Source organism: Polaromonas sp. P1_F4 (genome assembly GCF_056405675.1).
Genome location: NZ_JBFUBP010000005.1, coordinates 164,271 through 185,525 on the forward strand (window position 1 = coordinate 164,271; position 21,255 = coordinate 185,525).

Consider the following 21,255-nt stretch of genomic DNA (forward strand, 5'->3'; position numbering starts at 1 on the left):
CCTAGCCCATCAGGCCCGCATCAGTGTGCTTTTGCCGAACAGGCTCTCGATGAGGTCCACGGCCACCTCGGCCGTGCCGTTGCGCACGTCCAGTGCCGGGTTCAGCTCCATCACATCAAGCGAGCCGAGCAAACCGGTGTCGGCAATCATCTCCATGCACAGCTGCGCCTCCCGGTAAGTAGGGCCGCCCTTGATGGCGGTGTCTACACCCGGTGCGATCGACGGGTCGAGGAAGTCCACGTCAAAGCTCACATGCAGGTGGGTGTTGGCGTCCATGCCCGAGAGCGCTTTTTCCATGGCGTGTCGCATGCCCATCTCGTCGATGTAGCGCATGTCGAACACCTCCAGGCCCTCTTGCCGCACAAAGCGCTTTTCGCCCTCGTCCACGCTGCGGATGCCGATTTGCCGAATCGCCTTGGGGCTCATGGCGGGCACCGTGCCGCCGATGCTGGTGAGCTCGGCCGGGCCGTGGCCGCACAGCACAGCCACGGGCATGCCGTGCACATTGCCGGTGGGCGTGAGGGTGTTGGTGTTGAAGTCGGTGTGGGCGTCCAGCCAGAGCACGCGCAGCGTTTTGCCGGTGTTACGGCAGTGGCGCGCCACGGCGCTGATCGAGCCAATCCCAAGGCAGTGGTCGCCGCCCAGAAGAATAGGAAGGTGGCCGGCTGCCAGGCTCTGGTACATCGCCTCATGCACCGACTTGTTCCAGGCGACCACCTCGTCCAGATGCCGGTAGCCCTCGTCGGGCGGCAGCCAGGGGTTGGTGGGGCCGGCGAGGTTGCCGGTGTCGACCACCTCCAGCCCCCGGCCGTGTAGCGCTTCGCGGATGCCCGCCACGCGCAAGGCTTCAGGGCCCATGGACGCGCCGCGGCTGCCCGCGCCGATGTCGGTGGGAGCGCCAATCAGTGCTACGGAAGTGGTCATCAACGGGCCATTTCAGGAATAGAGGAATTACGCGGCGCCTTGGCGGCCGGCGCTGCAGCCGGAGCGAGCAGGCCAAACAGGTCTTTGGGATTGTCCAGGTGCGGCACCAGGTCGATCTGGCGGCGATTGGCTTCGTCTGCCAGTTGCAGCTTGTGCAGATAGCGCAGCGCCGAATAGTCTTCCAGCGCGAAACCGACCGAATCAAAAATCGTGACTTCTGCGGGCGATGCACGCCCTTTGGCCGTGCCCTTGAGCACGTCGGCAAATTCCGCCACCTTGAAGTCTTCCGGCATTTGCTGGATCTCGCCTTCGATGCGCGACTGCGGCTCGAACTCAACCACCACGCGCGCGTCCTTGCGCAGCAGGATGTCGGCATGCAGCTCGGTCTTGCCGGGGCAGTCGCCGCCCACGGCATTCAGGTGCATGCCGGGTTGGATCATCCCGGGCGTCAGGATGACGGCGTTGCGTTTGTCGGCGGTGATGGTGGTCACGATGTCGGCTCCTTGCACGGCGTGGTCCGCAGACTGGCAAATCGTCACGCTGAGACCCTGCAGCCCCATCGCATGCAGGTTACGGGCCAGTTTATCGCTGGCTGCCGCGTCAATGTCAAACAGGCGCATCTCGCGTATGCCCAGCATGTGGTGAAAGGCGATCGCCTGGAATTCGCTTTGTGCGCCGTTGCCGATGATGGCCATGACGCGGCTGTCAGGGCGGGCCATCCACTTGGCGGCCAGCGCCGACATAGCCGCCGTGCGCAGCGCGGTGGTGATGGTGAGCTCTGACAGCAGCAGCGGGTAGCCGGTGTCCACATCGGCCAGCACGCCGAAGGCGGTTACCGTCAGCAAACCCAGCTCTGTGTTTTTCGGGTGGCCGTTGACGTACTTGAAGGAGTACTGGTGGCCGTCGCTGGTGGGCATGAGTTCGATCACGCCGTCGGGCGAGTGGATGGCGTGGCGCGCCGACTTGTCAAAGTCGTTCCAGCGCCGGTAGTCATGCTCGATCTCGCCGGCCAGGCCCTCGATAAAGGCTGCAGCGCCGCGCTGGCGGACGATTTTCTGAATGCTTTCAATGCCAATGTAGTCAACCATGTGGGGCTCCCGGTCTTATGTTGATTTCCATTGTCCGCAGCCGCTGCGCCAAAGAAAAGTCAGTAAGTTGATCAAATTAATGACTTGTTTGAGCAAATAGCCAACTTTAGTTGGCGTTTCGACAATAAAATCGCTTGATGGACGACACCGACCGCCAATTGCTTTCCCTGCTGCGCGACGACGCCCGGGCTTCGGTGGCCTCTATCGCCAAGGTTTTGCGCGTCTCGCGCGGCACGGTGCAAAACCGCCTGGCCCGGCTGGAGGCCGACGGCACCATCACCGGCTACACCGTGCGCCTGAAGCCCCAGGCCGAGGGTCACCGCATACGCGCCTTCATGACAGTGGCGGTCGAAGGCAACCGCACGGACGCGGTGCTGGCCGCCCTGCGCGGCGACCCGGCCGTGAGCGCACTGCACACCACCAACGGCCGCTGGGACATGGTGGCTGAGCTGCAGGCCGACAGCCTGGAGGCCTTTGACCGCGTGCTGAGCCGCATCCGCCTGCTTGAGGGCATTGCCAATACCGAGACCAGTTTGCTGCTGTCGACCACGAAGCTGTGAACCACTAAACTCCCGTCATGAATCTGGCCCCCGCCCAACTCCAGGAACACCTCAAGCGCGGTTTGAAAAGCCTGTACACCCTGCACGGCGACGAGCCGCTGCTGGTGCAGGAGTTTGCCGACGCGCTGCGCGGTGCGGCGCGCGAACAGGGCTATACCGAGCGCACGGTGCACACCGTGGCCGGCGCGCATTTCGACTGGAGCGAGGTGCTGGCCAGCGGCGGTTCGCTCAGCCTTTTCGCCGACAAACAAATCGTCGAGATCCGCATCCCCAGCGGCAAGCCTGGAAAAGACGGCTCCGTCGCGTTGCAGCAAATCGCCGAACGCGCACAGGGCGACGACTCCACCCTCACCCTGGTCATGCTGCCGCGGCTGGACAGCATGACGGCCAAGGGCGCGTGGTTCGGCGCGCTCGAAAGCTTCGGCGTCACCGTCAAATTCGATCCGATAGACCGGCGCAGCCTGCCGCAGTGGATTGCCCAGCGCCTGCAACAGCAGGGCCAGCGCGTGGCCGCCGGCGAAGAAGGCCAGCGCACGCTGCAATTCTTTGCCGATCGGGTGGAAGGCAACCTGCTGGCCGCGCACCAGGAAATCCAGAAGCTGGGACTGCTGTACCCGGCCCAATCCGGCGGCAGCGACGGCGTTCTCACTTTCGATCAGGTTGAAAACGCCGTGCTCAACGTGGCGCGCTACGACGTCTTCAAACTTTCTGAAGCCGTGCTGGGCGGCCAGTCGGTGCGCGTGGCACGCATGCTCGACGGCCTGCAGTCCGAAGGCGAGTCCGAGGTACTGGTGCACTGGGCGCTGGCCGAAGACATCCGCAGCATGAAACGCGTGAAAGATGCGATTAGCGCCGGCCGCCCCATGCCCATGGCGCTGCGCGAAAACCGCGTCTGGGGCATCAAGGAAAAGTTGTTTGAACGCGTGCTGCCACAGATCGGTGACACCACTTTGTCCAATCTGTTGCACGCCGCGCACAAGGTTGACGGCATCGTTAAAGGCCTCAAGCAGCCCGACTGGCCGGCCGACGGCTGGCAGGCGTTGCACCGGCTGGCCGGTATGGTGTGTGAGCAATGCGCCATGCAGGGGCAGGGCCGTCCCAGGCAGGCATAGTCCCCCGCGCACCGGGCCCGCGTCAGAGGCCTAAAATGGTGTGATGAACGCGCCTGACTCCCACAAAGCCCTTTCTTCGTCCAGCGACCTCGCCAGCGATGTCCCTCGACTGATGGAAGCGCTTGGGTCCAAGGCAAAAGTGGCTTCAGCCCAGATGGCACGGGCGCAAGCAGCTATCAAAAACAGAGCGCTTGTGAATCTGGCCGCCTTGCTGCGCCAGAATGTGGCTGCGCTGGAAACCGCCAACCAGCGTGATATTGAGCGCGCCACGGCTTCAGGTCTGGCCGGGCCCATGCTGGACCGACTCAAACTCAGCCCCAAAATCATCGAGACCGTAGCCGTTGGCTGCGAGCAGCTCGCCGTGATGCCCGACGTCATTGGCGACATCATTGGGATGAAAGAGCAGCCCAGCGGCATCCGCGTGGGGCAGATGCGCGTGCCCATCGGCGTGTTCGGCATGATTTACGAGAGCCGGCCCAACGTGACGATTGAAGCCGCGTCGCTGGCGATCAAGAGTGGCAATGCCTGCATCCTGCGCGGCGGCTCGGAAGCGATTGAATCGAACAAGGCACTGGCTGCGCTGGTGCAGCAGGCGCTGACCGACGCCAGCCTGCCTGCTGACGCGGTGCAACTGGTGCCCACCACCGACCGCGAAGCCGTGGGCCATTTGATCGCCATGCCGCAGTATGTGGACGTGATCATCCCGCGCGGCGGCAAAGGTTTGATCGAGCGCATCAGCCGCGATGCCAAGGTGCCGGTCATCAAGCATCTGGACGGCAACTGCCATGTGTATGTCGACGACCCTTGCGACATCGAGATGGCGGTGAAAGTGGCCGACAACGCCAAAACCCAAAAATACAGCCCCTGCAATGCCAGCGAAGGTTTGCTGGTCGCGCGCGGCGTGGCGGCGCAGTTTCTGCCCAAAATCGGCGCCATCTACGCCGCCAAAGGCGTTGAAATGCGTTGCGATGCCGAATCGCAGGCCATTCTGGCTAGCGTTAAAGGCGCCAACCTCAAGGCTGCCACCGAGCAGGACTGGTACGAGGAGTACCTCGCGCCCATCATCAGCATCAAGGTGGTGGCGGGTATTGATGAAGCAATCGCCCACATCAACCAGTACTCCAGCCACCACACCGACGCCATTCTCACGCGCGACCACATCAATGCCCAGCGCTTTCTGCGCGAGGTGGATTCAGCCAGCGTCATGGTGAATGCGAGCACCCGCTTCGCCGATGGATTCGAGTTTGGGCTGGGCGCCGAAATCGGCATCAGCACCGACAAGTTCCACGCGCGTGGACCGGTCGGGATTGAGGGGCTGACGTCCCTCAAATATGTGGTGCTGGGCCAGGGCGAAGTCCGTACCTGAAGCCATGCCGGGCTGAGAAGTCGGCCCACGGATTTTTGGATGGCTTGCGTTGGCGTTACCCCTTGTAACCCCCGTAGTTTGTCCCAATCTCCCTAAAATTCGGTCAGATATAACCGAAGCAAATAACAGATTCCCTCATCGAAAGTGGCCGCATGGTTCCGCACCTCATCACCGCCCTGAACGGCCCTATCAACGAACTCGAACAACGCGTCCTGGACTCCACGCCGGCGATTGAGCGCTGGTTTCGGCTGGAGTGGATGGAGCACACGCCGCCGTTTTACAGCTCGGTCGATATCCGCAACGCCGGCTTCAAGCTCGCCCCGGTCGACACCAACCTCTACCCCGGTGGCTGGAACAACCTGACGCCCGAAATGCTGCCGCTGGCGGTGCAGGCCGCCATGGCCGCGATCGAAAAGATCTGTCCCGAGGCGCGCAACCTGCTGGTTGTGCCCGAGAACCACACGCGCAACAGTTTTTACCTGTCCAACGTGCTGCAGCTCAAGCGCATCTTTCACCAGGCGGGCCTCAATGTGCGCTTCGGCTCGCTGAGCTCCGACATCAAGGAGCCCACCACGCTGAACCTGCCGACCGGAGAGACCATCACGATCGAGCCGTTGATCCGGACCGACCGCCGCTTGGGCCTGAAAGACTTCGACCCCTGCACCATTTTGCTGAACAACGACTTGTCGGCCGGCATCCCCGGCATCCTCGAAGACCTCAACGAGCAGTACCTGTTGCCGCCACTGCATGCCGGCTGGTCGGTGCGCCGCAAGTCGCGGCATTTCAAGGCCTACGAAGAAGTTTCCAAGCGTTTCGGCAAGCTGCTGGGCATAGACCCGTGGCTTATCAACCCCATGTACGCCCAGTGCGGTGAAGTCAACTTTGCCGAAGAAACCGGCATGGACTGCCTGACCACCAACGTCGATGCGCTGCTCACCAAGATCAAACGCAAGTACAAGGAATACGGCATCAACGAAAAGCCTTTTGTCGTCGTCAAGGCGGACAACGGCACCTACGGCATGGGCATCATGACGGTGCGCGACGTGAAAGACCTGGACGCGCTGAACCGCAAGACGAAAAACAAGATGAGCACGACGAAAGACGGCCAGCCGCTGTCCGAAGTGATCATCCAGGAAGGCGTGCTGACCAACGAGCGTGTCAACGACGCCGTGGCCGAGCCCGTGGTCTACATGATGGACCGCTACGTGGTGGGCGGCTTTTACCGCGTGCATGCGGAGCGCGGTGTGGACGAAAACCTCAATGCGCCCGGCGCCAGCTTTGTGCCGCTGGCCTTTGCCGACAGCGGCCGCCTGCCGCAGCCCGGCGAGAAGCCCGGCTCCAGCAGCCCCAACCGCTTCTATATGTATGGCGTAATTGCCCGTTTGGCCATGTTGGCCGCCAGTTACGAGCTCGAAGCCACCGACCCGGACGCCGAGGTGTATGACTAGGCACACCCCTATCGTTCTCACTACGCTGCGCTGCGTGTAGTGCCGTTTCCCCTTGCAGGGGACGCCGCACGGCATCCGGCAAAGCCGTCCTGCCCGCGGCTGCTTGGAAAGTCGGGGAACTGATGCACCCGCGACGGTCCGAACTGTGAGTCTTTTAGGCCTCTAGCCCAAACAGGCCGTGCGCAAGCAGCTATTAAAAAAGTAGCGCCAAAAACTCGCCTGTTGGCGCTGGCTTACCCAGCGCCTGCCGGCCCGTTTTGTTACAAGTTGTTGCGGTGCAACAAAATCGGGATTAGTTGGATTTAGGGGTGTCCGCCGACTTGCAAGCCGGGTACCTGGGCGCAAAATAGCGTTCCCAAAGGTAACCATTCCCGCCGCTTTGGACCCGCTTGAACGGGCCGAGCGCAAAGACGGGAAGTTTTTGTGTCCAGTAAAAAATCATCACTCGCGGCGCTCACCCTGGGCGCCATTGGTGTCGTCTACGGCGACATCGGAACCAGCGTCCTGTATGCCGTCAAGGAAGTTTTCGGTTCCGGGCATGTTCCCTTTACCCCAGACAACGTCTACGGCATCCTGTCCATCTTCTTCTGGACGCTGACCGTCATTGTCTCGATCAAGTATGTGGCGCTGGTGCTGCGCGCCGACAACAACGGTGAAGGCGGCCTGATCGCCATGTTGGCGCTGGCCTCCACCGCGGTGAAAGACAAGCCCCAGCTGCGCAAGACCTTGCTGATCGTTGGCATCTTCGGCACATCCCTGTTCTATGGCGATGGCGTCATCACCCCGGCCATCTCGGTGCTGTCGGCCGTCGAAGGCCTGGAAGTCGTCTCGCCTGCCTTCAAGCAGGGCGTGATCCCGATCACCCTGGTTATTTTGTTTGCCCTTTTCGCGGTGCAAAAGCACGGCACGGCGGGCATTGGCAAATTTTTCGGCCCCATCACGCTGATCTGGTTTGCCGTGCTGGCGTTGCTGGGCATTTCGCAGATCGTGACCCATCCCGAAATCCTGGTGGCAGTCAGCCCGCACTACGCGGTGATGTTCATGTGGGCCAACCCCGGTACCACCTTCATCATTCTGGGCGCCGTCGTGCTGTGCGTAACCGGCGCCGAGGCGCTATACGCCGACCTTGGCCACTTCGGCAAAAAACCGATTCGCCTGGCCTGGTTCTCGGTGGTCATGCCTTCGCTGGTGCTCAATTACTTCGGCCAGGGCGCGCTGCTCATCGGCAACCCTGCCGCGGTGAAGAACCCGTTTTTCCTGATGGCACCCGAGTGGGCGCTGCTCCCGCTGGTGGGCCTGGCCACCATGGCCACCGTCATTGCCTCGCAGGCGCTGATCACCGGCGCCTTCAGCGTGACCAAGCAGGCCATCCAGATGGGCTATCTGCCGCGCCTCAACATCCAGCACACCAGCGTGCGCGACACCGGCCAGATCTACATGCCTTTCGTCAACTGGGGCCTCTTCATAACGATCGTGCTTGCGGTGGTGATGTTCCGCTCGTCCAGCAACCTGGCGGCCGCGTACGGCATTGCGGTATGCACCGACATGCTGATCACCACTATCCTGACTTTTTACGTGATCCGCTACGGCTGGAAGTATCCGCTGAGCCTGTGCATTGCGGCGACCGGCGTTTTCTTTGTCGTTGACTTCGCGTTCTTCGCTTCCAACCTCATGAAGCTGTTTGCGGGCGGCTGGTTCCCGCTGGTGATTGGGGGTGCGGTCTTCACGCTGATGATCACCTGGAAGGAAGGGCGGCACCTGCTCAATGAAAAGCTGCGGGCCGATGCGATCGATTTACCCAGCTTCCTGGACGCCGTCTTCGTCAGCCCGCCGGCCCGTGTCGAAGGCACCGCCGTATTCCTGACAGCCGAGCCTGGCAGTGTGCCCAACGCGCTGCTCCACAACCTCAAGCACAACAAGGTGCTGCATGAGCAGAATCTGTTCGTGACGGTGCGCAACCATGAGATCCCCTGGATCGGCATGAACAAGCGCCTGGAGATCGAATCACTGGGTCACGACTGCTGGCAGGTCAACGTGCACTACGGCTTCAAGAACGACCTGGATCTGCCCAAAGCGCTGCAGCAGATCAAGGGCCGCGGCTGCGAGCTGGAGTCCATGACGACCAGCTACTTCCTCTCGCGCGACACGGTGATCCCGACTATCGGCAGCGGCATGGCGCCGTGGCGGGAGAAGCTGTTTGCGCAGATGCACCACAACGCCAGCGGTGCGGCGGACTTCCTCAACCTGCCAAACAACTCGGTGGTAGAGCTGGGCAGCAAGATTGAAATCTGAGTATTTACCTGAGAATTGGGCCTCGAGGCCAATAGTGACGGGCGCAACTAGCTATTGAATTGATAGCGATTGTGCTTCTTCCGTGGCTCGGTCGGCTTTCCCCGGGTCCGTGCCCTGGCCTGTTGCCAACCCCGGTGCCCGGATAGCAGAAAATACTGTCATGACTCTCAACGCTGCCAACCCCACACGCTTCTGGTCCGACTTGAAGAGTCCTGACTTTGCCGGCATGGATTTGACCCGCTGCATTGCCGTACTGCCCGTGGCGGCTATCGAACAGCACGGCCCTCACCTGCCGCTCAATGTGGATGCGACGTTGGTGGAGGGCGTAATTTCCGCTGCCTTGCCGCATTTGCCGCAAACGCAGCCGGTGCTGTTCTTGCCAACCCAATCGGTGGGCTTTAGCCCCGAGCACACCCGCTTCGCCGGAACGCTCACACTGAAAGCCGAAACCGTGATCCGGCTCTGGACCGAGCTGGCCGAGTCGGTCGCGCAGACGGGCGTCAAAAAACTGGTGCTGCTCAATTCGCACGGCGGCCAGGTTGGCCTGCTGGATGTGGTGGCGCGCGACCTGCGGGCCCGGCTGGGCATGCTGGTCTACAGCGTGAACTGGTTCAACCTGCCGCTCACAGGTGACGATGGCAAGTCCGTGAATGATTTGTTCAGTGCCGAAGAGCACCGCTTCGGCATCCACGCCGGCGAGATCGAAACCTCCATGATGCTGGCGCTCAAGCCGGATCAGGTCGACATGGCCAAGGCGCAGAACTTTCATTCCACTTCGCAGGACAGGGCGGCGAAGTTCAGCATCCTGGGTGACGGCCGCAGCGCCAAGCTGGCCTGGCAGATGCAGGACTACAACCCGCAAGGCGCGGTGGGTAACGCCGCCGCTGCCACCGCCGACAAAGGCCGTGCCTTGCTGGGTGCCGCGGGCAGCAGCCTGGCGCGGCTGCTGGTGGAGATCGACCAGTTGCCGGCCGATACGCTGAGCGATAAAACCGCGTTCTAGGCTTTTGCAAGCAGGCATTTAGCGCAGGATCACGGTCTGGCGCTTCCACGCGGCGTCTTGCGAGCGTGCGAAGGCCGCCAGCGTTCCCGGGTCACCGGCCTGCTTCTCGGCCGTCAAGCTGTCCATGCGCGCCACCTCGAAACTGCGGCGCAGGCGACCGGCAATGCGGGTCTCGCGGGCCAGCAGCATCTGCGGCGCGCCGCGCACCCAGCCGGCAAATTCCACATAGCCCAACTCGGGGCCGTTACTGGCGGGCGGCAGCACCTCAATCGTCCATTGCCCGGATTTCTTGCGAAACACCCACAGCTCGCGCCAGGCGTCCAGCGGCTGCACCGCGAGCGCCAGGGCCTGACCGTCGGGATGCGCATTGGCGGACGCGGCCCACACAATGCCGTAGGTGCAGCGCCTGGCCACGGCGTCCTTGCCGGGTTTGCCGTCGGCCTTGTTTTCATACAGCGCCACGCAGGTTTCGCCGGCCTGGCCCGTCTCGGTGGCTACCGTCAGTTTGGCGAAGCGGGGAAGCGCGGTTTCAGCACCCCATCGTGAGGCGCCCACGCGAATCGCTGCGTCGTTGTAGTCCTGCCTGTCGTTGTCTGTCAGCTCCAGCTTGTTCACCGCCGCGAGTTCCGCCCGGGCGCGCTGTGCGGCTGCCGTGGGCGCTTCAGCCCGGCGCGCCTGCTCAAATGCCAGGCTGGCGTGCACGCCGGCACGGCGCAGGCGCAAACGGTTTTTGCTGACTTCAGACAACTGGGCGAACTGAGCGACGCTGACTTTGTCCAGCACTTCGGCGCGCCACTGGTCTTGCACCAGGCGTTCCTGCGGGTGCAGGTCGGGGCTCATGCAGTCAGGGCGGGTCACGGCCAGCGCGGCGCGTGCGCGTTGCTCGGCGTCGGATGGCAGCGCCAGCACGCGGCGAAAGGCCTCGCCGTTGTAGCAAAGCTGCATGCTTCCGTTCTGCTCATAACCCTTAAAGTTCACGCCATAAAAGGTGGCCACTTCCATGTGCGCAGAGATCACGTCACTCGTGGCCTTGCCGTGCTTCATGGAGCCGCGACGCGCCAGGCGTTCGGCCATGGTGCCCAACGCATCAAAGGCTTCCGCGCCTATGGCGTCTGCCGGCGCGGCCTTGAGGTAAGCGGCCGTGTAGGCAATGCCCAGGGCTTCAGCGCCCGGGCTTTCGCGCAGGAAGCGCACCACCGAAAGGAGCTGGGGTGCGTCCTCGGGCTGCAGCGAGACCGTGCGAACCTGACTCACGTGGATGAAGCCTGCGCGTTCGCGCCTGTGGTCGTAGACCTGCAGGTAATCCATGCGCTGGCCGCGAATTTCCAGCGCGTCGCCTTGCCACAGGGCCGCCTGCTGTGCGGCCGAATCACGCGGTGCGGCGCGCAGGGTGGCCTGGTCCTGCGTCACGATGGCTAAAGTCAAAAGTGCGGTGGTGATCATTATTCGGCCTCTTCTTTGTCGTTGTTGTCTTGCGTGCCGGCGTCGCGCGGCGCTTGCGCCGCGGTACGGCCGGCCTTGGGCGCTCCGCCCAGCAGGCCCGCGCCTACAAAGCCGCCGCTGGTAGAGGGCGGGGCGATGATCACGGTGATCTTGTCGCTGAGCTTGTCGGCCATGGTTTTCTGGATCAGCAGCGGGTGGCGCGTGATGAGCACGCCTTCGCGCGCCATCTGCTCGCTGTTGATCTTGCCCACGCGGTCCAGCCGGTAGGCTTCAGCGTCCGCCAGTTTCTGGCGCGAATCGGCCTCGCCAGAGGCTTCAATACGCCGGGCCTGCGCGCTGCCCTCGGCCGTGCGGATGCGCGACTGCTTGTCGGCTTCGGCTTCCAGCTGGCGCTGCTCGATCTGCTTTTGCTTGAAGGGCAGGACATGCTTCATGGCTTCTTCCTGCGCCTTGGCTGCAATCACCTGTTCGCTGGCGGCGGCCTGCGCATTGGTTTCACGGCGTATTTTTTCGGCCATCGCGTCCAGCTCGGTTTCTTTCACGCGCTTTTCCTTCAGGGCCAGGGTGTAGCGCATCTTCTCCGTCGCAAGCTCTTCGGCCAGCAGCTTGTCCATGCCCTGGCGGTAATCTGCGGGCAAGTCGACCTTGCCCATTTGCACCGTACGCAGCAGGATGCCGTCGGCCGCGAGCTTGGGTTTGAGTTCAGCTTCGATGAGCTGCTGGATCTCGGCACGTTTGCTTGAGAAGATCTCCCGCACGGTGTAGCGGGTGAAGGTCTTGTAGATCACGCCTTGCACAGCGGGCTGCACGATCTGGCCCGCGATGTCGTCGGGCAGGTTTTTCGACAGCGCGTTGACCCTGGCTGGGTCCAGCGCATAGCGCACCGTGAGGTCCACGCCCAGCGACATGCCTTCGATCGACTGGAAGGGTGAGGGGCCGTCGGCCCGGCTGCTGCCTTCGGGGCGATAGACCTGATCGCGCAGCGAGAAGGTGCGCACTTCGTGCAAGCCGGGCAGCAGCAGCAGGGAACCTTCGCGGAATTCGTCGACGCCGCCGGTCAACTGGTTGGTGCGAATCGCCACGTCGCCGCGCGCCACCGACTCCATGGGAGGGTGCACCCACAGCAGGTAGCCGACCGCGCCCGCCGCGGCGGTGGCGATCATCAGGCCGCTGGCGCTGGCGGCGCGTTGCACCCCACTGGAAGCGATACGGCGGGTGCTGCGCACCCCTCTGGAAAAGATGGCGCGGATGCGCAGGGAAATACGGCTAAGGCGTGGGTTCATGATGGGCTCCTCCGGTTGGTTTGGCGAGAGGCGCGGATTGCGCTTTCTCTGGCCTCCATTGTTCGAATCGGGCCCGGAGCATTCAATGCGCCTGCGCGGTGTCTTTGCACGGTTTGGCGGCGGCAACCCTCCGCCAACGGAAGAAACACTCACACGGCCTGGCGCAGGCCACACCCATAATGGCGGCACCCCATCCTCTTGAGGCCTCATGACCAAAATTGCCGTAATCGAAGACGACCTGCCCATGAGCAACCAGCTCAAGGGCTGGATTGAATCGGCCCGCCCCGGTATCCGGGTCGACCAGTGGTTCAACCGCGACGATGCCGAGGCCGCCGTTGCCCGCGAAGGTTATGACGCCGTGGTGCTGGACATCGAACTGGGGCGCGAACGCCATGCCGGCGTGGCCATCATCAACGCCATCAACAAGCAGCGGCAGGGTACGCCCGTGCTGGTGGTGTCCGCCATGCCGGCCGCCATCTACCGCAGCATCATGAAAGCCCTGGACGCCTGGGACTACCTGCAAAAAACCACGTTTGAGGAGGCTGACTTCATCGAAACCTTCCTGGACATCCTGCGGACCGCCAAGGCCAAACCCGCAGGCAGGGCGCCAGCCGGCGACAGCCAGGAGCTGCAGCTGGACCCGCTGCGACAGAACACCGCCATCTGGCGCGGTCAGCGCGTGAACCTGCCGCTGACGGCGCAACGCATCCTGGCGGCGCTGCACGCGCGCCGCGGCGAGGTCGTGAGTTACGACGACCTCTACCAGGTGGTCAAAAGCGGCCGCAACCGCGACAACATCCGCAAGCACGTCAGCACGATTCGCGACGCGTTCAAGGAAATCGATGCGGCCTTTGACGGCATTGAAAATATCCCGATGCGAGGCTTTCGCTGGGCCGAGGCGCCGGAGCCCCCGCGCGGCAGAGGCAAGGCGTGAAGCTGCCGACCCGCCAGGACGTGGAGCGCCTGCTGCCGGCGCGCGTACCCTTCGGCCTGCGCGTATTTTTTCGCGGCGCTTTTTTTCTGCTGGCATTGGCCACCGTCGCCTTGGCCATCGCCGTGTTGCAGGACGAAAAGGAGCGCAGCTACCGCAATTACCAGGACGGCTTTCGCAAGAACCAGGCGCAGATCGCCGCCAAGCTGCGCCATCCCACGGGCCAGCTGGTGCTGCTCAACCCCACGGCCTACGAGCATGAGGTGACGCCGCTGCGCCCGTTGGTGCTGCCTTTTTCGGCCCTCGATTTCGACGATCGCAACAAGGCCCAGCAGGCAGTGGAGATGGCCGGCTGCCTGGTGCAATACCCCGATGCGGCCTCGATGTGTGTCGCCGTCGGCAACAACCCCTTTGCCGGTGGTTTTATCTACGCCGTCGGCAGCTTCAACAGCGGCCCGCTGGTGTCCCACACCTCGGGCACGCTGGACTTGAGCCTGGCGCACCGTGCCCGCATCACGGTCGACATGCGCGGGCAGCGCTACCGCTGGATCGCGCCTTTCCAGGCCATGCAGGCCATGGACGAGGGCCGCAACGCCTCGCCTTTTGCCAATGCCAGGGGCCGGCTGGTGGGCTTTGCCGATGAGGGCCCGATCACACCGGCCAGCCGGCCCGTGCGCGACTTCCGCGGCTGGCTTTGGCAAGACAGCCGCTGCGTGGACGGCACGCTGGCGGCAGACCCTGATTGTGCCCGGCGTGCCTTTGTCAGCGTGCGCCTACCGGTTGAGCTGTTTCGCGAAGCACTGTTTGCCAAAGGGCCTGCGGGCATCGTCTGGCCGCCGGCTGACCTGGACCAGATCAAGGTGCAGGTGGAAATGCTGGCCCCCGGCGAGGGAAAGCCCCTGTTCGACAGCAATGCCGGGGGCGCCACCGCGCCTTTTTCATGGTCTGAGCTGACCCCTTTGCTGCTGCCCGGCGAGAAGCTGCGCATCCGCAGGATGGGCAGCGCGGGTGTCAGCTCGGACGTCGTGTCGCTGTCCGGCGCGGAGACGACGGAGCGGTCCTCGCCCCTGATTGCGTGGTTGATACGCCGGCTGCAAGTGGATGGTTATGACGCACCCGTCACGAGCGCCGACATCATCAGCACGCCGCTCGGGCGTTATGAGCTCTCGCTGACCGGTGACATTCGCAGCGTCAACAAGGCCCTCACGGCCGTGGCCACCCGCGTGTCCTGGTTTGTGGGCGGCATGCTGCTGGCCATCTTTGTGACCTGGCTGGCCATTGAGCTGCGCATCATCCGCCGCATCACCGAACTCACCCGCCGCGCCGCCACCGTGTCCAAGGGCGTGCGCGCCAGCGACAACCTGGCAACGGTTGACCTGGCCGACCTGCGTGGCGGCGACGAGCTGGGTGTGCTCGCCGGCGGCCTGCAAGACCTGCTGCAGCGCGTAAATGAAGACGTGCGCCGCGAGCAGATTAGGGTCGCCCAGGAAAAAGACACTTGGCACGCCGTAGGTCATGAAATCATGTCGCCGCTGCAATCGCTGATGGTGCTGCACGGTAGCGTCGACGACCCGGCGCACCGCTACATCAGCCGCATGCAGCAGGCCGTGCGCGTGCTGTATGGCAGCGCGTCGCCCAGCGAAGCTTTTGAATCCACCGCGCTCAATGTGCAGACCCTGGACGCCAATGAGTTTCTGAGCCATGTGGCGCGCAACGCCGCGGCCGCGGGCATTCCCGGTGTGGCCTTTGATCCGCTGGCCCAGCCGGTCAGAGTGCGCGCCGACGAGTATTCGCTGGAAGATGTCGTGTCGCATGTGCTGCGCAACGCTGATCGCTACCGTTTGCCCGGCAGCCTGATCCGCATCACGCTGTCACAGCAGGCGCAGGAAGGCACTGCGCCTGAGGCCGTGATCACCATCAGCAACCTCGGCCCGCAGATCGAGGCCGGCTTGCTGGACAAGATTTTCGAGTACGGGGTGTCCGACCAGCCCGACACGGGCGCAACAGGTCAGCGTGGGCAGGGCCTGTTTGTCGCCAAAACCTATATGGCCAAGATGGGGGGCACCATCACCGCGCACAACCTGGACAGCGGCGTTTGCCTGGAGTTGCGCCTGCAGTGCGCTGTCGGCTGATCCCTGATCCATTGCCAATTCGCTGCGAGAGTAGGCGCGCCGCCGCAGACAGTGCTTAGGGCCTGCCAATGCCATTTATGCAGATGCGTTGCGAGTCAAAAAGGCCTTGAGCAAGGCGCAAAACGCAGGCGGGGTAGACCCCGTCAAGGCTTTGCAACGCCGCGCAAGGCCTTTTTGATCGCAACCCGGAGGGAATGGGGTGAAAACGGCGCCACTCGGCGTTGCGCTTCTAGCCAGACAAAAGTCTGGGCGTCGTCGCGCGCCTTGATTGGCACCGTTTTCACCCCATTCGCATTTGCATAAATGGCATTGGCAGGCCCTGGCACGGCAAGGCGGCGTAACGACCTATCGCAGCGAATTAGCAATGGAATAAAAATCAAAGCCCCCAGTGAGCGGTAACTCGCTGGAGGCCTTGTCTTGCCAGGCGGACCGGTAAGCCCGCTGCCATGGAAGAAAGTATCTCCCGGGAGTGGCCGAATAATTTGCCTGATTTGCTGCTGAATTTTCCATAAACAGATAAAAAATCTGTGAAATTGGAAATTTCAGATAAATTAGCCGAATGGATACTTTAGACCGGAAAATCCTTCAGGTTTTGCAGGCCGACGCGCGTACCAGTCTGCAAGACATCGGCCAGGCCGTGGGCCTGAGCCCTTCGCCCTGCTGGGGCCGCATCAAGAAGATGGAGGAGGCCGGGGTGATTGAGGGCTATACCGTGCGGCTCAATGCGCAGGCGCTGGGCCTGGGCGACACGGTGATGGTGCAGGTCACGCTCGACAGCCATTCCGACAACACGCTGGGGAAATTCGGTGAAACGCTGGCGGCGATTCCCGAAGTGATCGAGGCTTATCTGGTGTCCGGTGAATACGACTACCTGCTGCGCATTGCCGTGCACGATACCAAGGACTACGAGCGCCTGCTGCGCGAGCGGCTCTACAAGATCAAAGGCATACGCCACAGCAAATCCAGCTTTGTGCTGCGCACCCTCAAGAAGGCCGATTTGCCTCTATTGCCAGGCTGAGCCAGGCGAAGGTCAGCGCTGACAGCGGTCGGTGGGGCCGGCTGACAGCTGCGCGGACCTCACCCGCCCACACTGACGAATGCCCCGCACCCTGCAGGGGCGCCGGCGTTGCCGCCATTTCTTCAAGGGGTTTTATGCGATCGATTGCCTGTCAACGCGTCTGGCATGTTCTGGTGCTGTGCGCGGCATTCGCCTGTACGCTGGCCGCGTGCGGCGACACCGCCCTGTTGCCGCCGGAGGCCGGGATGGGTGCCAATCCAACCCTGCCCAAACCCAACAAAACCCTGTTTCCTACGGTGAACATCGCGCCGGCCAAGGGCTGGCCCGAGGGGGCTATGCCCACGCCCATGGCGGGCCTGGGCGTGACGGCCCTGGCCAGCGGCCTGGAGCATCCGCGCTGGGTTTACGTGCTGCCCAACGGTGACGTGCTGGTGGCTGAAAGCAATGCGCCGCCCAAGCCGGAAGACGAGAAATCGGCTCAAGGCCTCCGCGGCTGGTTCATGAAAAAAGTGATGGGCCGGGCCGGCGCCGGGGCGCCCACGGCTAACCGCATCACTTTGCTGCGCGATGCCGACGGCGACGGCAAGGCCGAAAGCCGCAGCGTGTTTCTGGAAAACCTCAATTCGCCCTTCGGCATGGTGCTGGTGGGCAATGATTTTTACGTGGCCAACACCGATGCCGTTGTGCGTTTCCCTTACCAACCGGGCCAGACCCGCATCACGGCGGGGCCTGTCAAGGTGGTAGACCTGCCGGCCGGCCCTATCAACCACCACTGGACAAAAAACATCATCGCCAGCCCGGACGGCAGCAAACTGTATGTCACCGTCGGCTCCAACAGCAATGTGGGCGAACGCGGCATGAAAGCCGAAACCGGCCGCGCCGCCATCTGGGAGGTCGACGCCAAAACCGGCAGCCACCGCGTGTTTGCCTCGGGCCTGCGCAATCCCAACGGCATGGGTTGGGCACCCGGCAGCGGCGCACTCTGGACGGTGGTGAACGAGCGCGACGAGATCGGCAGCGACCTCGTGCCCGACTACCTGACTTCGGTGCGTGATGGTGTGTTTTACGGCTGGCCCTACAGCTATTACGGCCAGAACGTGGACGACCGCGTCAAGCCGCCGCGTCCGGACCTGGTGGCGCAAGCGGTTTCACCCGACTACGCACTGGGCTCCCATGTCGCGCCATTGGGCATGGTGTTTTCAGAAGGCGATGCGCTGCCGCCATCACTGGCCACGGGAGTTTTTATTGGTGAACACGGTTCCTGGAACCGCGTGCCACACAGCGGGTACAAGGTGGTGTTCGTGCCTTTTCGCCAAGGCTTGCCGGCTGGTTTGCCGGTGGATGTGCTCACGGGTTTCCTGAGCCCCGAAGGCCATGCCTACGGTCGGCCGGTGGGCGTGGCGATGGACAAGCGCGGCGCGCTGCTGGTGGCCGACGATGTGGGCAATGTGGTCTGGCGGGTGAGCGGTAGCCAGCTGAAATAGAAGGTTTGGATTTCTTAAGGGAAAAATGCCTGAAACCCTTATGTGATGAGCGCGAGTAGCTATTAATTTAATAGCGATTATGCTGCCTGAATCGCATCAGGCTGTCGGCAACACCATGTCGGCGGTGCCGGGGCAGACCCAGCGGGGGTGTTCCCGCGAGGTGTCTATGCACCCGCCCGATGCATACACGCCCTTGGGTTCACGCATGCGCAGCATCAGTTCCAGGATTCGCGCCGTCTCGGCCGGGTCGGCGCTGGAGGCCTTGACGCCGGCTTCCACAATGCTTTCATTGATACGCAACTCGCCGGCTTCGTCGGTGTAGGTGGCATGCCGCCAGTGAAACAGCTCCAGGCATTTGGCCGTCAGCGTGTAGGGCTGCTCGCGCTTCCAGAAGTTGGTGAACTGCCCGTTGCCGATGTAGAACACCCAGGAGCCTTCATAACCCGAAACGTCCGAGGAGTGTTCATCGGGGTTTCGGAACCATAGCCGGTCGCCGGGCACGTAATACTTGGGCGGCAGGGGTTGCTCCATCGTGCCGTATTCGCGCAGGAACACGTCATGGAATTTGCCCGACATGATGGCGCGGCGCTCCCAGCGCTGCTGCAGCGCGGCCAGCAACGGCGGGTTGCAGGTTTCGAGTTCCTGCGCTATGGCCAGCAGGATCACGTATTCGGTCGCGCGGTAGCAGGAGAAGGAATACAGCTTGCCCGAGGCCTCGGGTTGGGTGGCTTTTTCCAGAGCGGGAATCAACGCGTGACCGGGCTTGACGGTAAAGCCAGCGTCTTCCGAGTAGACCCAGCAATCCTCCGGCCGGTTGACTTCGGTGGTGTGGAATTCCAGTGCAGTCTTGCGTGCGGCCAGCACGATGTTGCGGCGTATGCGCACTGCCGATGCCAGCTCCGCATGGCTGGGAAACTCAAAGGCGACCGGGCTGAGCAGCATGGCCAGAAGAATCTCTCGTTCCAGGTCTTCGCTGTCATTCAGCGTATCCAGCTGCAGCCGTTCCGCCAGGCCCAGGGTGTCCAGGCCGGGCGCCCATTGTGCGGCGAGGCCGTCCGGCAGGCAAAAGCTTCTTGCAGCGGCGGCCCCCGGGAAAATCTCTGTGGTTTCCACGGCGTCCTGCAGCCCGAGCTTTTCAAGCTGCACCAGGAAACTGTAGGTGGAAGCCGCCAGCGCGCCGGTTGTTTCACCGTGAAGGTGAATTCCGACAGGACGAAGGCTGGGCATCAGGGCGGCGGTCATGTTGCCGCAAAGTATCTTTGCTTGTGGTCGATTCGGCAATGGCGGAAAAACCACGAAGCCGGCTGCTCGCAGGCGCGTTCAGGCGTAGGTAATCCAGCTTGCGTGTTCGGGCGCGTCCAGGTGCGGCAAGGTGTTGTAGGTCACCAGCATGTGCCGCTTGGGCGTAAAGGCAAACTCGGTAAGTGAGCAGTTGCGTATGCGCAGGTTCAGTTCTATCGTGGTTTCAGGGCTGGTGCCCAGCACATGGCCCACTGCGGTCGAGATGGGCCCGCCGCTGGAAACCAGCAGCACATTTCCGGTGTAATTGGCACGAATGTGGTCCAGGACAGAAGTTACACCCTCAACAAACCCGGTGTAGCTTGGCATGCCCTGGGGGGTGACGACGCCGGCCATCCACTGTGCCAGCCCGTCACGCAGCAGCCGGAAGTGGCCGCGGTATTCCTCAGGTGTGGCGGGTTTTTCGAGCTTATGCGGGTGGATGGCGCCGATGACGGCGTGGCTGTCATATTCATTAAGCCCGGGGCGCTGTGCGGCTTGCATGGTGATACCCATGCCTTCACAGATCCCGGCAAAGGTATTGATCTGCCGCTGCAGCGTGCCGGTGAAGGCGGCGTCAAAGGTGATGCCCTTGTACTTGAAGTACTCGCCCAGACGCACGCTTTGCTGGCGCCCCATGGGGCTGAGCACGTCGTAGTCGTCTTCGCCAAATGAGGCCTGGCCGTGGCGCACGAGGTAGAGGGTTCCCATGGCTGGAATTGTGTCGTGCGTGGCAACTGCGGCCAGTCACGCGTGCGACCGGTGCCGGCACCCAAAGGCCAATCCAGCCGGGGCCGCGGAACCGGCTTTGCCGGGCCGCAGGCGCAGCGCCCCCTCGGGGGGCAGCGCACTACGCGAAGCGAGAAGCGTGGGGGCCGGCATCTAGCACCTTGGCGACAGTCGCCGTGTCCACATTCCCGCCGCACAAGGTGGTGCCCACCACCAGACCTTTGAGCTGGCCGCGCTCCTGCATGGCCGCAGCAAAACTGGCCGCACCCGCGCCTTCGGCCACGTTGTGTGTGTCGGCATAAAGGTCGCGCATGGCCTGGGCTACTTCGTCGTCCGTCACCTTCACGACGCGTTCCAGGTGCGGCAGCAAAATATCAAGTGCTGCCTGGTCGGCGACGCGGCAGGCCATGCCGTCGGCCAGGTAGGTGGTCACCGGTGCTTCAATCACGCGCCCCGCGGCCAGCGAGTCGGCGTAGGTGGTGGCGTGCGCGCTGACCACGCCCACGATGCGCAGCTTGCGGCCCAGCGCCAGCTTGGCGGCAACGGCCGAACACGCGCCCGAGCCCTGGCCTATCGGCACATACACCACGTCGAGTTGCGGCACCGCCAGCATGAATTCCCACCAGTAGGTGCTGACGCCGCGCAGTAAATCCGCATGAAAACTCGGCACCATGTGGGCGCCGCGTTCGGCAGCCAGCCTCTTCGCAAACTCGCGGCTTTCCTGGAAGTCATTGCCGTGCTCGATCAGTGTGACGCCCAGTGCGCGCATGGCGGCGTTTTTCTCGACCGAATTGCCGTGCGGAACCACGATGGTGCAAGGCACGCCGTGGGCGCGCGCCGCCCAGCCTATGCTCTGGCCGTGGTTGCCGCGTGTGGCGCTGATGGCTTCTCGCGGCAGTTCGCCGCGTTGCCTGAGTGCCTCAAAGTAGGTGAGTCCGCCGCGCAGCTTGAACGCACCGACCGGTGTGTGGTTCTCGTGCTTGATCCAGCAGTCGGTGCCCAGCCGCTGGCTTGAGAGGCCCCAGCGGTACTGCGGCGTGGCCTGGAATTCGCGGTAGACGACTCGCGCCGCGTCTTCAATCTCCTGCAGCGAAGGCAACATGCTGTTCCCCAGCTCCCGCGCGTGGTCGAGTACGGCGCTCATTGGATGGCCTCCGCTCTGCG

17 protein-coding genes are annotated in these 21,255 nt (G+C 63.1%); 10 read left to right on the forward strand and 7 right to left on the reverse strand.

Annotated elements, in window-relative coordinates:
* Positions 1-9: 9 nt before the first annotated feature.
* A complete protein-coding gene (gene rocF / locus AC1DYQ_RS12495) occupies positions 10-924 on the reverse strand; it encodes an arginase (protein WP_477687051.1) in 915 nt (304 codons plus the stop codon).
* Positions 924-2,012 (reverse strand): ornithine cyclodeaminase, encoded by a 1,089-nt coding sequence (locus AC1DYQ_RS12500; protein WP_477687052.1) that lies wholly within the window; start codon positions 2,010-2,012, stop codon positions 924-926. The genes rocF and AC1DYQ_RS12500 overlap by 1 nt, the downstream gene beginning before the upstream one ends.
* Before the next feature lie 137 nt (positions 2,013-2,149).
* Between AC1DYQ_RS12500 and AC1DYQ_RS12505 the strand changes: the two genes are divergently transcribed.
* From AC1DYQ_RS12505 to AC1DYQ_RS12530, 6 genes are all read left to right on the forward strand, one after another.
* On the forward strand, positions 2,150-2,572 hold the full coding sequence (locus AC1DYQ_RS12505) for an Lrp/AsnC family transcriptional regulator (protein WP_477646703.1): 423 nt from the start codon (positions 2,150-2,152) through the stop codon (positions 2,570-2,572).
* Positions 2,573-2,589: 17 nt separating this feature from the next.
* Positions 2,590-3,684, forward strand: a complete 1,095-nt coding sequence (gene holA, locus AC1DYQ_RS12510) for a DNA polymerase III subunit delta (protein WP_477687053.1) — start codon at positions 2,590-2,592, stop codon at positions 3,682-3,684.
* A 43-nt stretch (positions 3,685-3,727) separates the two neighbouring features.
* Complete coding sequence (locus AC1DYQ_RS12515; protein ID WP_477687054.1) at positions 3,728-5,050, forward strand: glutamate-5-semialdehyde dehydrogenase; 1,323 nt, start codon at positions 3,728-3,730, stop codon at positions 5,048-5,050.
* Positions 5,051-5,202: 152 nt separating this feature from the next.
* Positions 5,203-6,498: a glutamate--cysteine ligase gene (gene gshA, locus AC1DYQ_RS12520; RefSeq protein ID WP_457281482.1), complete on the forward strand. Its 1,296-nt coding sequence runs from the start codon at positions 5,203-5,205 to the stop codon at positions 6,496-6,498.
* 423 nt (positions 6,499-6,921) lie between these two features.
* Positions 6,922-8,790, forward strand: coding sequence for a potassium transporter Kup (locus tag AC1DYQ_RS12525; protein ID WP_457281481.1), 1,869 nt, complete (start codon positions 6,922-6,924; stop codon positions 8,788-8,790).
* A 160-nt stretch (positions 8,791-8,950) separates the two neighbouring features.
* Entirely contained in the window at positions 8,951-9,793 is an 843-nt protein-coding gene (locus AC1DYQ_RS12530) for a creatininase family protein (RefSeq protein WP_477687055.1), read from the forward strand.
* Between the two features lie 18 nt (positions 9,794-9,811).
* On the opposite strand, the gene AC1DYQ_RS12535 is transcribed toward AC1DYQ_RS12530, so the two are convergent.
* A complete protein-coding gene (locus AC1DYQ_RS12535) occupies positions 9,812-11,236 on the reverse strand; it encodes a hypothetical protein (RefSeq protein ID WP_477687056.1) in 1,425 nt (474 codons plus the stop codon).
* On the reverse strand, positions 11,236-12,519 hold the full coding sequence (locus tag AC1DYQ_RS12540) for an SPFH domain-containing protein (protein WP_477687057.1): 1,284 nt from the start codon (positions 12,517-12,519) through the stop codon (positions 11,236-11,238). The genes AC1DYQ_RS12535 and AC1DYQ_RS12540 overlap by 1 nt, the downstream gene beginning before the upstream one ends.
* A gap of 208 nt (positions 12,520-12,727) precedes the next feature.
* Between AC1DYQ_RS12540 and AC1DYQ_RS12545 the strand changes: the two genes are divergently transcribed.
* The 4 genes from AC1DYQ_RS12545 (at position 12,728) to AC1DYQ_RS12560 (ending at position 18,084) form a co-directional block, all read left to right on the forward strand.
* Positions 12,728-13,453 (forward strand): response regulator transcription factor, encoded by a 726-nt coding sequence (locus AC1DYQ_RS12545; RefSeq protein ID WP_477687058.1) that lies wholly within the window; start codon positions 12,728-12,730, stop codon positions 13,451-13,453.
* Positions 13,450-15,582 (forward strand): sensor histidine kinase, encoded by a 2,133-nt coding sequence (locus AC1DYQ_RS12550; protein WP_477687059.1) that lies wholly within the window; start codon positions 13,450-13,452, stop codon positions 15,580-15,582. Before AC1DYQ_RS12545 ends, AC1DYQ_RS12550 begins: the two co-directional genes overlap by 4 nt.
* Positions 15,583-16,141: 559 nt before the next feature.
* Entirely contained in the window at positions 16,142-16,600 is a 459-nt protein-coding gene (locus tag AC1DYQ_RS12555) for an Lrp/AsnC family transcriptional regulator (RefSeq protein ID WP_477687060.1), read from the forward strand.
* Positions 16,601-16,734: 134 nt separating this feature from the next.
* On the forward strand, positions 16,735-18,084 hold the full coding sequence (locus tag AC1DYQ_RS12560; RefSeq protein WP_477687061.1) for a PQQ-dependent sugar dehydrogenase: 1,350 nt from the start codon (positions 16,735-16,737) through the stop codon (positions 18,082-18,084).
* A 96-nt stretch (positions 18,085-18,180) separates the two neighbouring features.
* On the opposite strand, the gene AC1DYQ_RS12565 is transcribed toward AC1DYQ_RS12560, so the two are convergent.
* The 3 genes from AC1DYQ_RS12565 to AC1DYQ_RS12575 all read right to left on the reverse strand — a co-directional run bounded on the left by AC1DYQ_RS12565 (position 18,181) and on the right by AC1DYQ_RS12575 (position 21,235).
* Entirely contained in the window at positions 18,181-19,311 is a 1,131-nt protein-coding gene (locus AC1DYQ_RS12565) for a hypothetical protein (protein ID WP_477687163.1), read from the reverse strand.
* A 93-nt stretch (positions 19,312-19,404) separates the two neighbouring features.
* Positions 19,405-20,073, reverse strand: a complete 669-nt coding sequence (locus AC1DYQ_RS12570) for a histidine phosphatase family protein (RefSeq protein ID WP_477687062.1) — start codon at positions 20,071-20,073, stop codon at positions 19,405-19,407.
* A gap of 139 nt (positions 20,074-20,212) precedes the next feature.
* The gene (locus AC1DYQ_RS12575; RefSeq protein WP_477687063.1) at positions 20,213-21,235 is read right to left on the reverse strand and encodes a threonine dehydratase; all 1,023 of its coding nucleotides are present in this window, start codon (positions 21,233-21,235) and stop codon (positions 20,213-20,215) included.
* Positions 21,236-21,255: the final 20 nt, after the last annotated feature.

Bases quoted from the DNA above. Each gene is read 5' to 3' on its own strand.
- rocF (WP_477687051.1), bottom strand. From the start codon at position 924: ATGACCACTTCCGTAGCACTGATTGGCGCTCCCACCGACATCGGCGCG.
- AC1DYQ_RS12500 (WP_477687052.1), bottom strand. From the start codon at position 2,012: ATGGTTGACTACATTGGCATTGAAAGCATTCAGAAAATCGTCCGCCAG.
- AC1DYQ_RS12505 (WP_477646703.1), top strand. From the start codon at position 2,150: ATGGACGACACCGACCGCCAATTGCTTTCCCTGCTGCGCGACGACGCC.
- holA (WP_477687053.1), top strand. From the start codon at position 2,590: ATGAATCTGGCCCCCGCCCAACTCCAGGAACACCTCAAGCGCGGTTTG.
- AC1DYQ_RS12515 (WP_477687054.1), top strand. From the start codon at position 3,728: ATGAACGCGCCTGACTCCCACAAAGCCCTTTCTTCGTCCAGCGACCTC.
- gshA (WP_457281482.1), top strand. From the start codon at position 5,203: ATGGTTCCGCACCTCATCACCGCCCTGAACGGCCCTATCAACGAACTC.
- AC1DYQ_RS12530 (WP_477687055.1), top strand. From the start codon at position 8,951: ATGACTCTCAACGCTGCCAACCCCACACGCTTCTGGTCCGACTTGAAG.
- AC1DYQ_RS12535 (WP_477687056.1), bottom strand. From the start codon at position 11,236: ATGATCACCACCGCACTTTTGACTTTAGCCATCGTGACGCAGGACCAG.
- AC1DYQ_RS12540 (WP_477687057.1), bottom strand. From the start codon at position 12,519: ATGAACCCACGCCTTAGCCGTATTTCCCTGCGCATCCGCGCCATCTTT.
- AC1DYQ_RS12545 (WP_477687058.1), top strand. From the start codon at position 12,728: ATGACCAAAATTGCCGTAATCGAAGACGACCTGCCCATGAGCAACCAG.
- AC1DYQ_RS12555 (WP_477687060.1), top strand. From the start codon at position 16,142: ATGGATACTTTAGACCGGAAAATCCTTCAGGTTTTGCAGGCCGACGCG.
- AC1DYQ_RS12560 (WP_477687061.1), top strand. From the start codon at position 16,735: ATGCGATCGATTGCCTGTCAACGCGTCTGGCATGTTCTGGTGCTGTGC.
- AC1DYQ_RS12565 (WP_477687163.1), bottom strand. From the start codon at position 19,311: ATGCCCAGCCTTCGTCCTGTCGGAATTCACCTTCACGGTGAAACAACC.
- AC1DYQ_RS12570 (WP_477687062.1), bottom strand. From the start codon at position 20,073: ATGGGAACCCTCTACCTCGTGCGCCACGGCCAGGCCTCATTTGGCGAA.
- AC1DYQ_RS12575 (WP_477687063.1), bottom strand. From the start codon at position 21,235: ATGAGCGCCGTACTCGACCACGCGCGGGAGCTGGGGAACAGCATGTTG.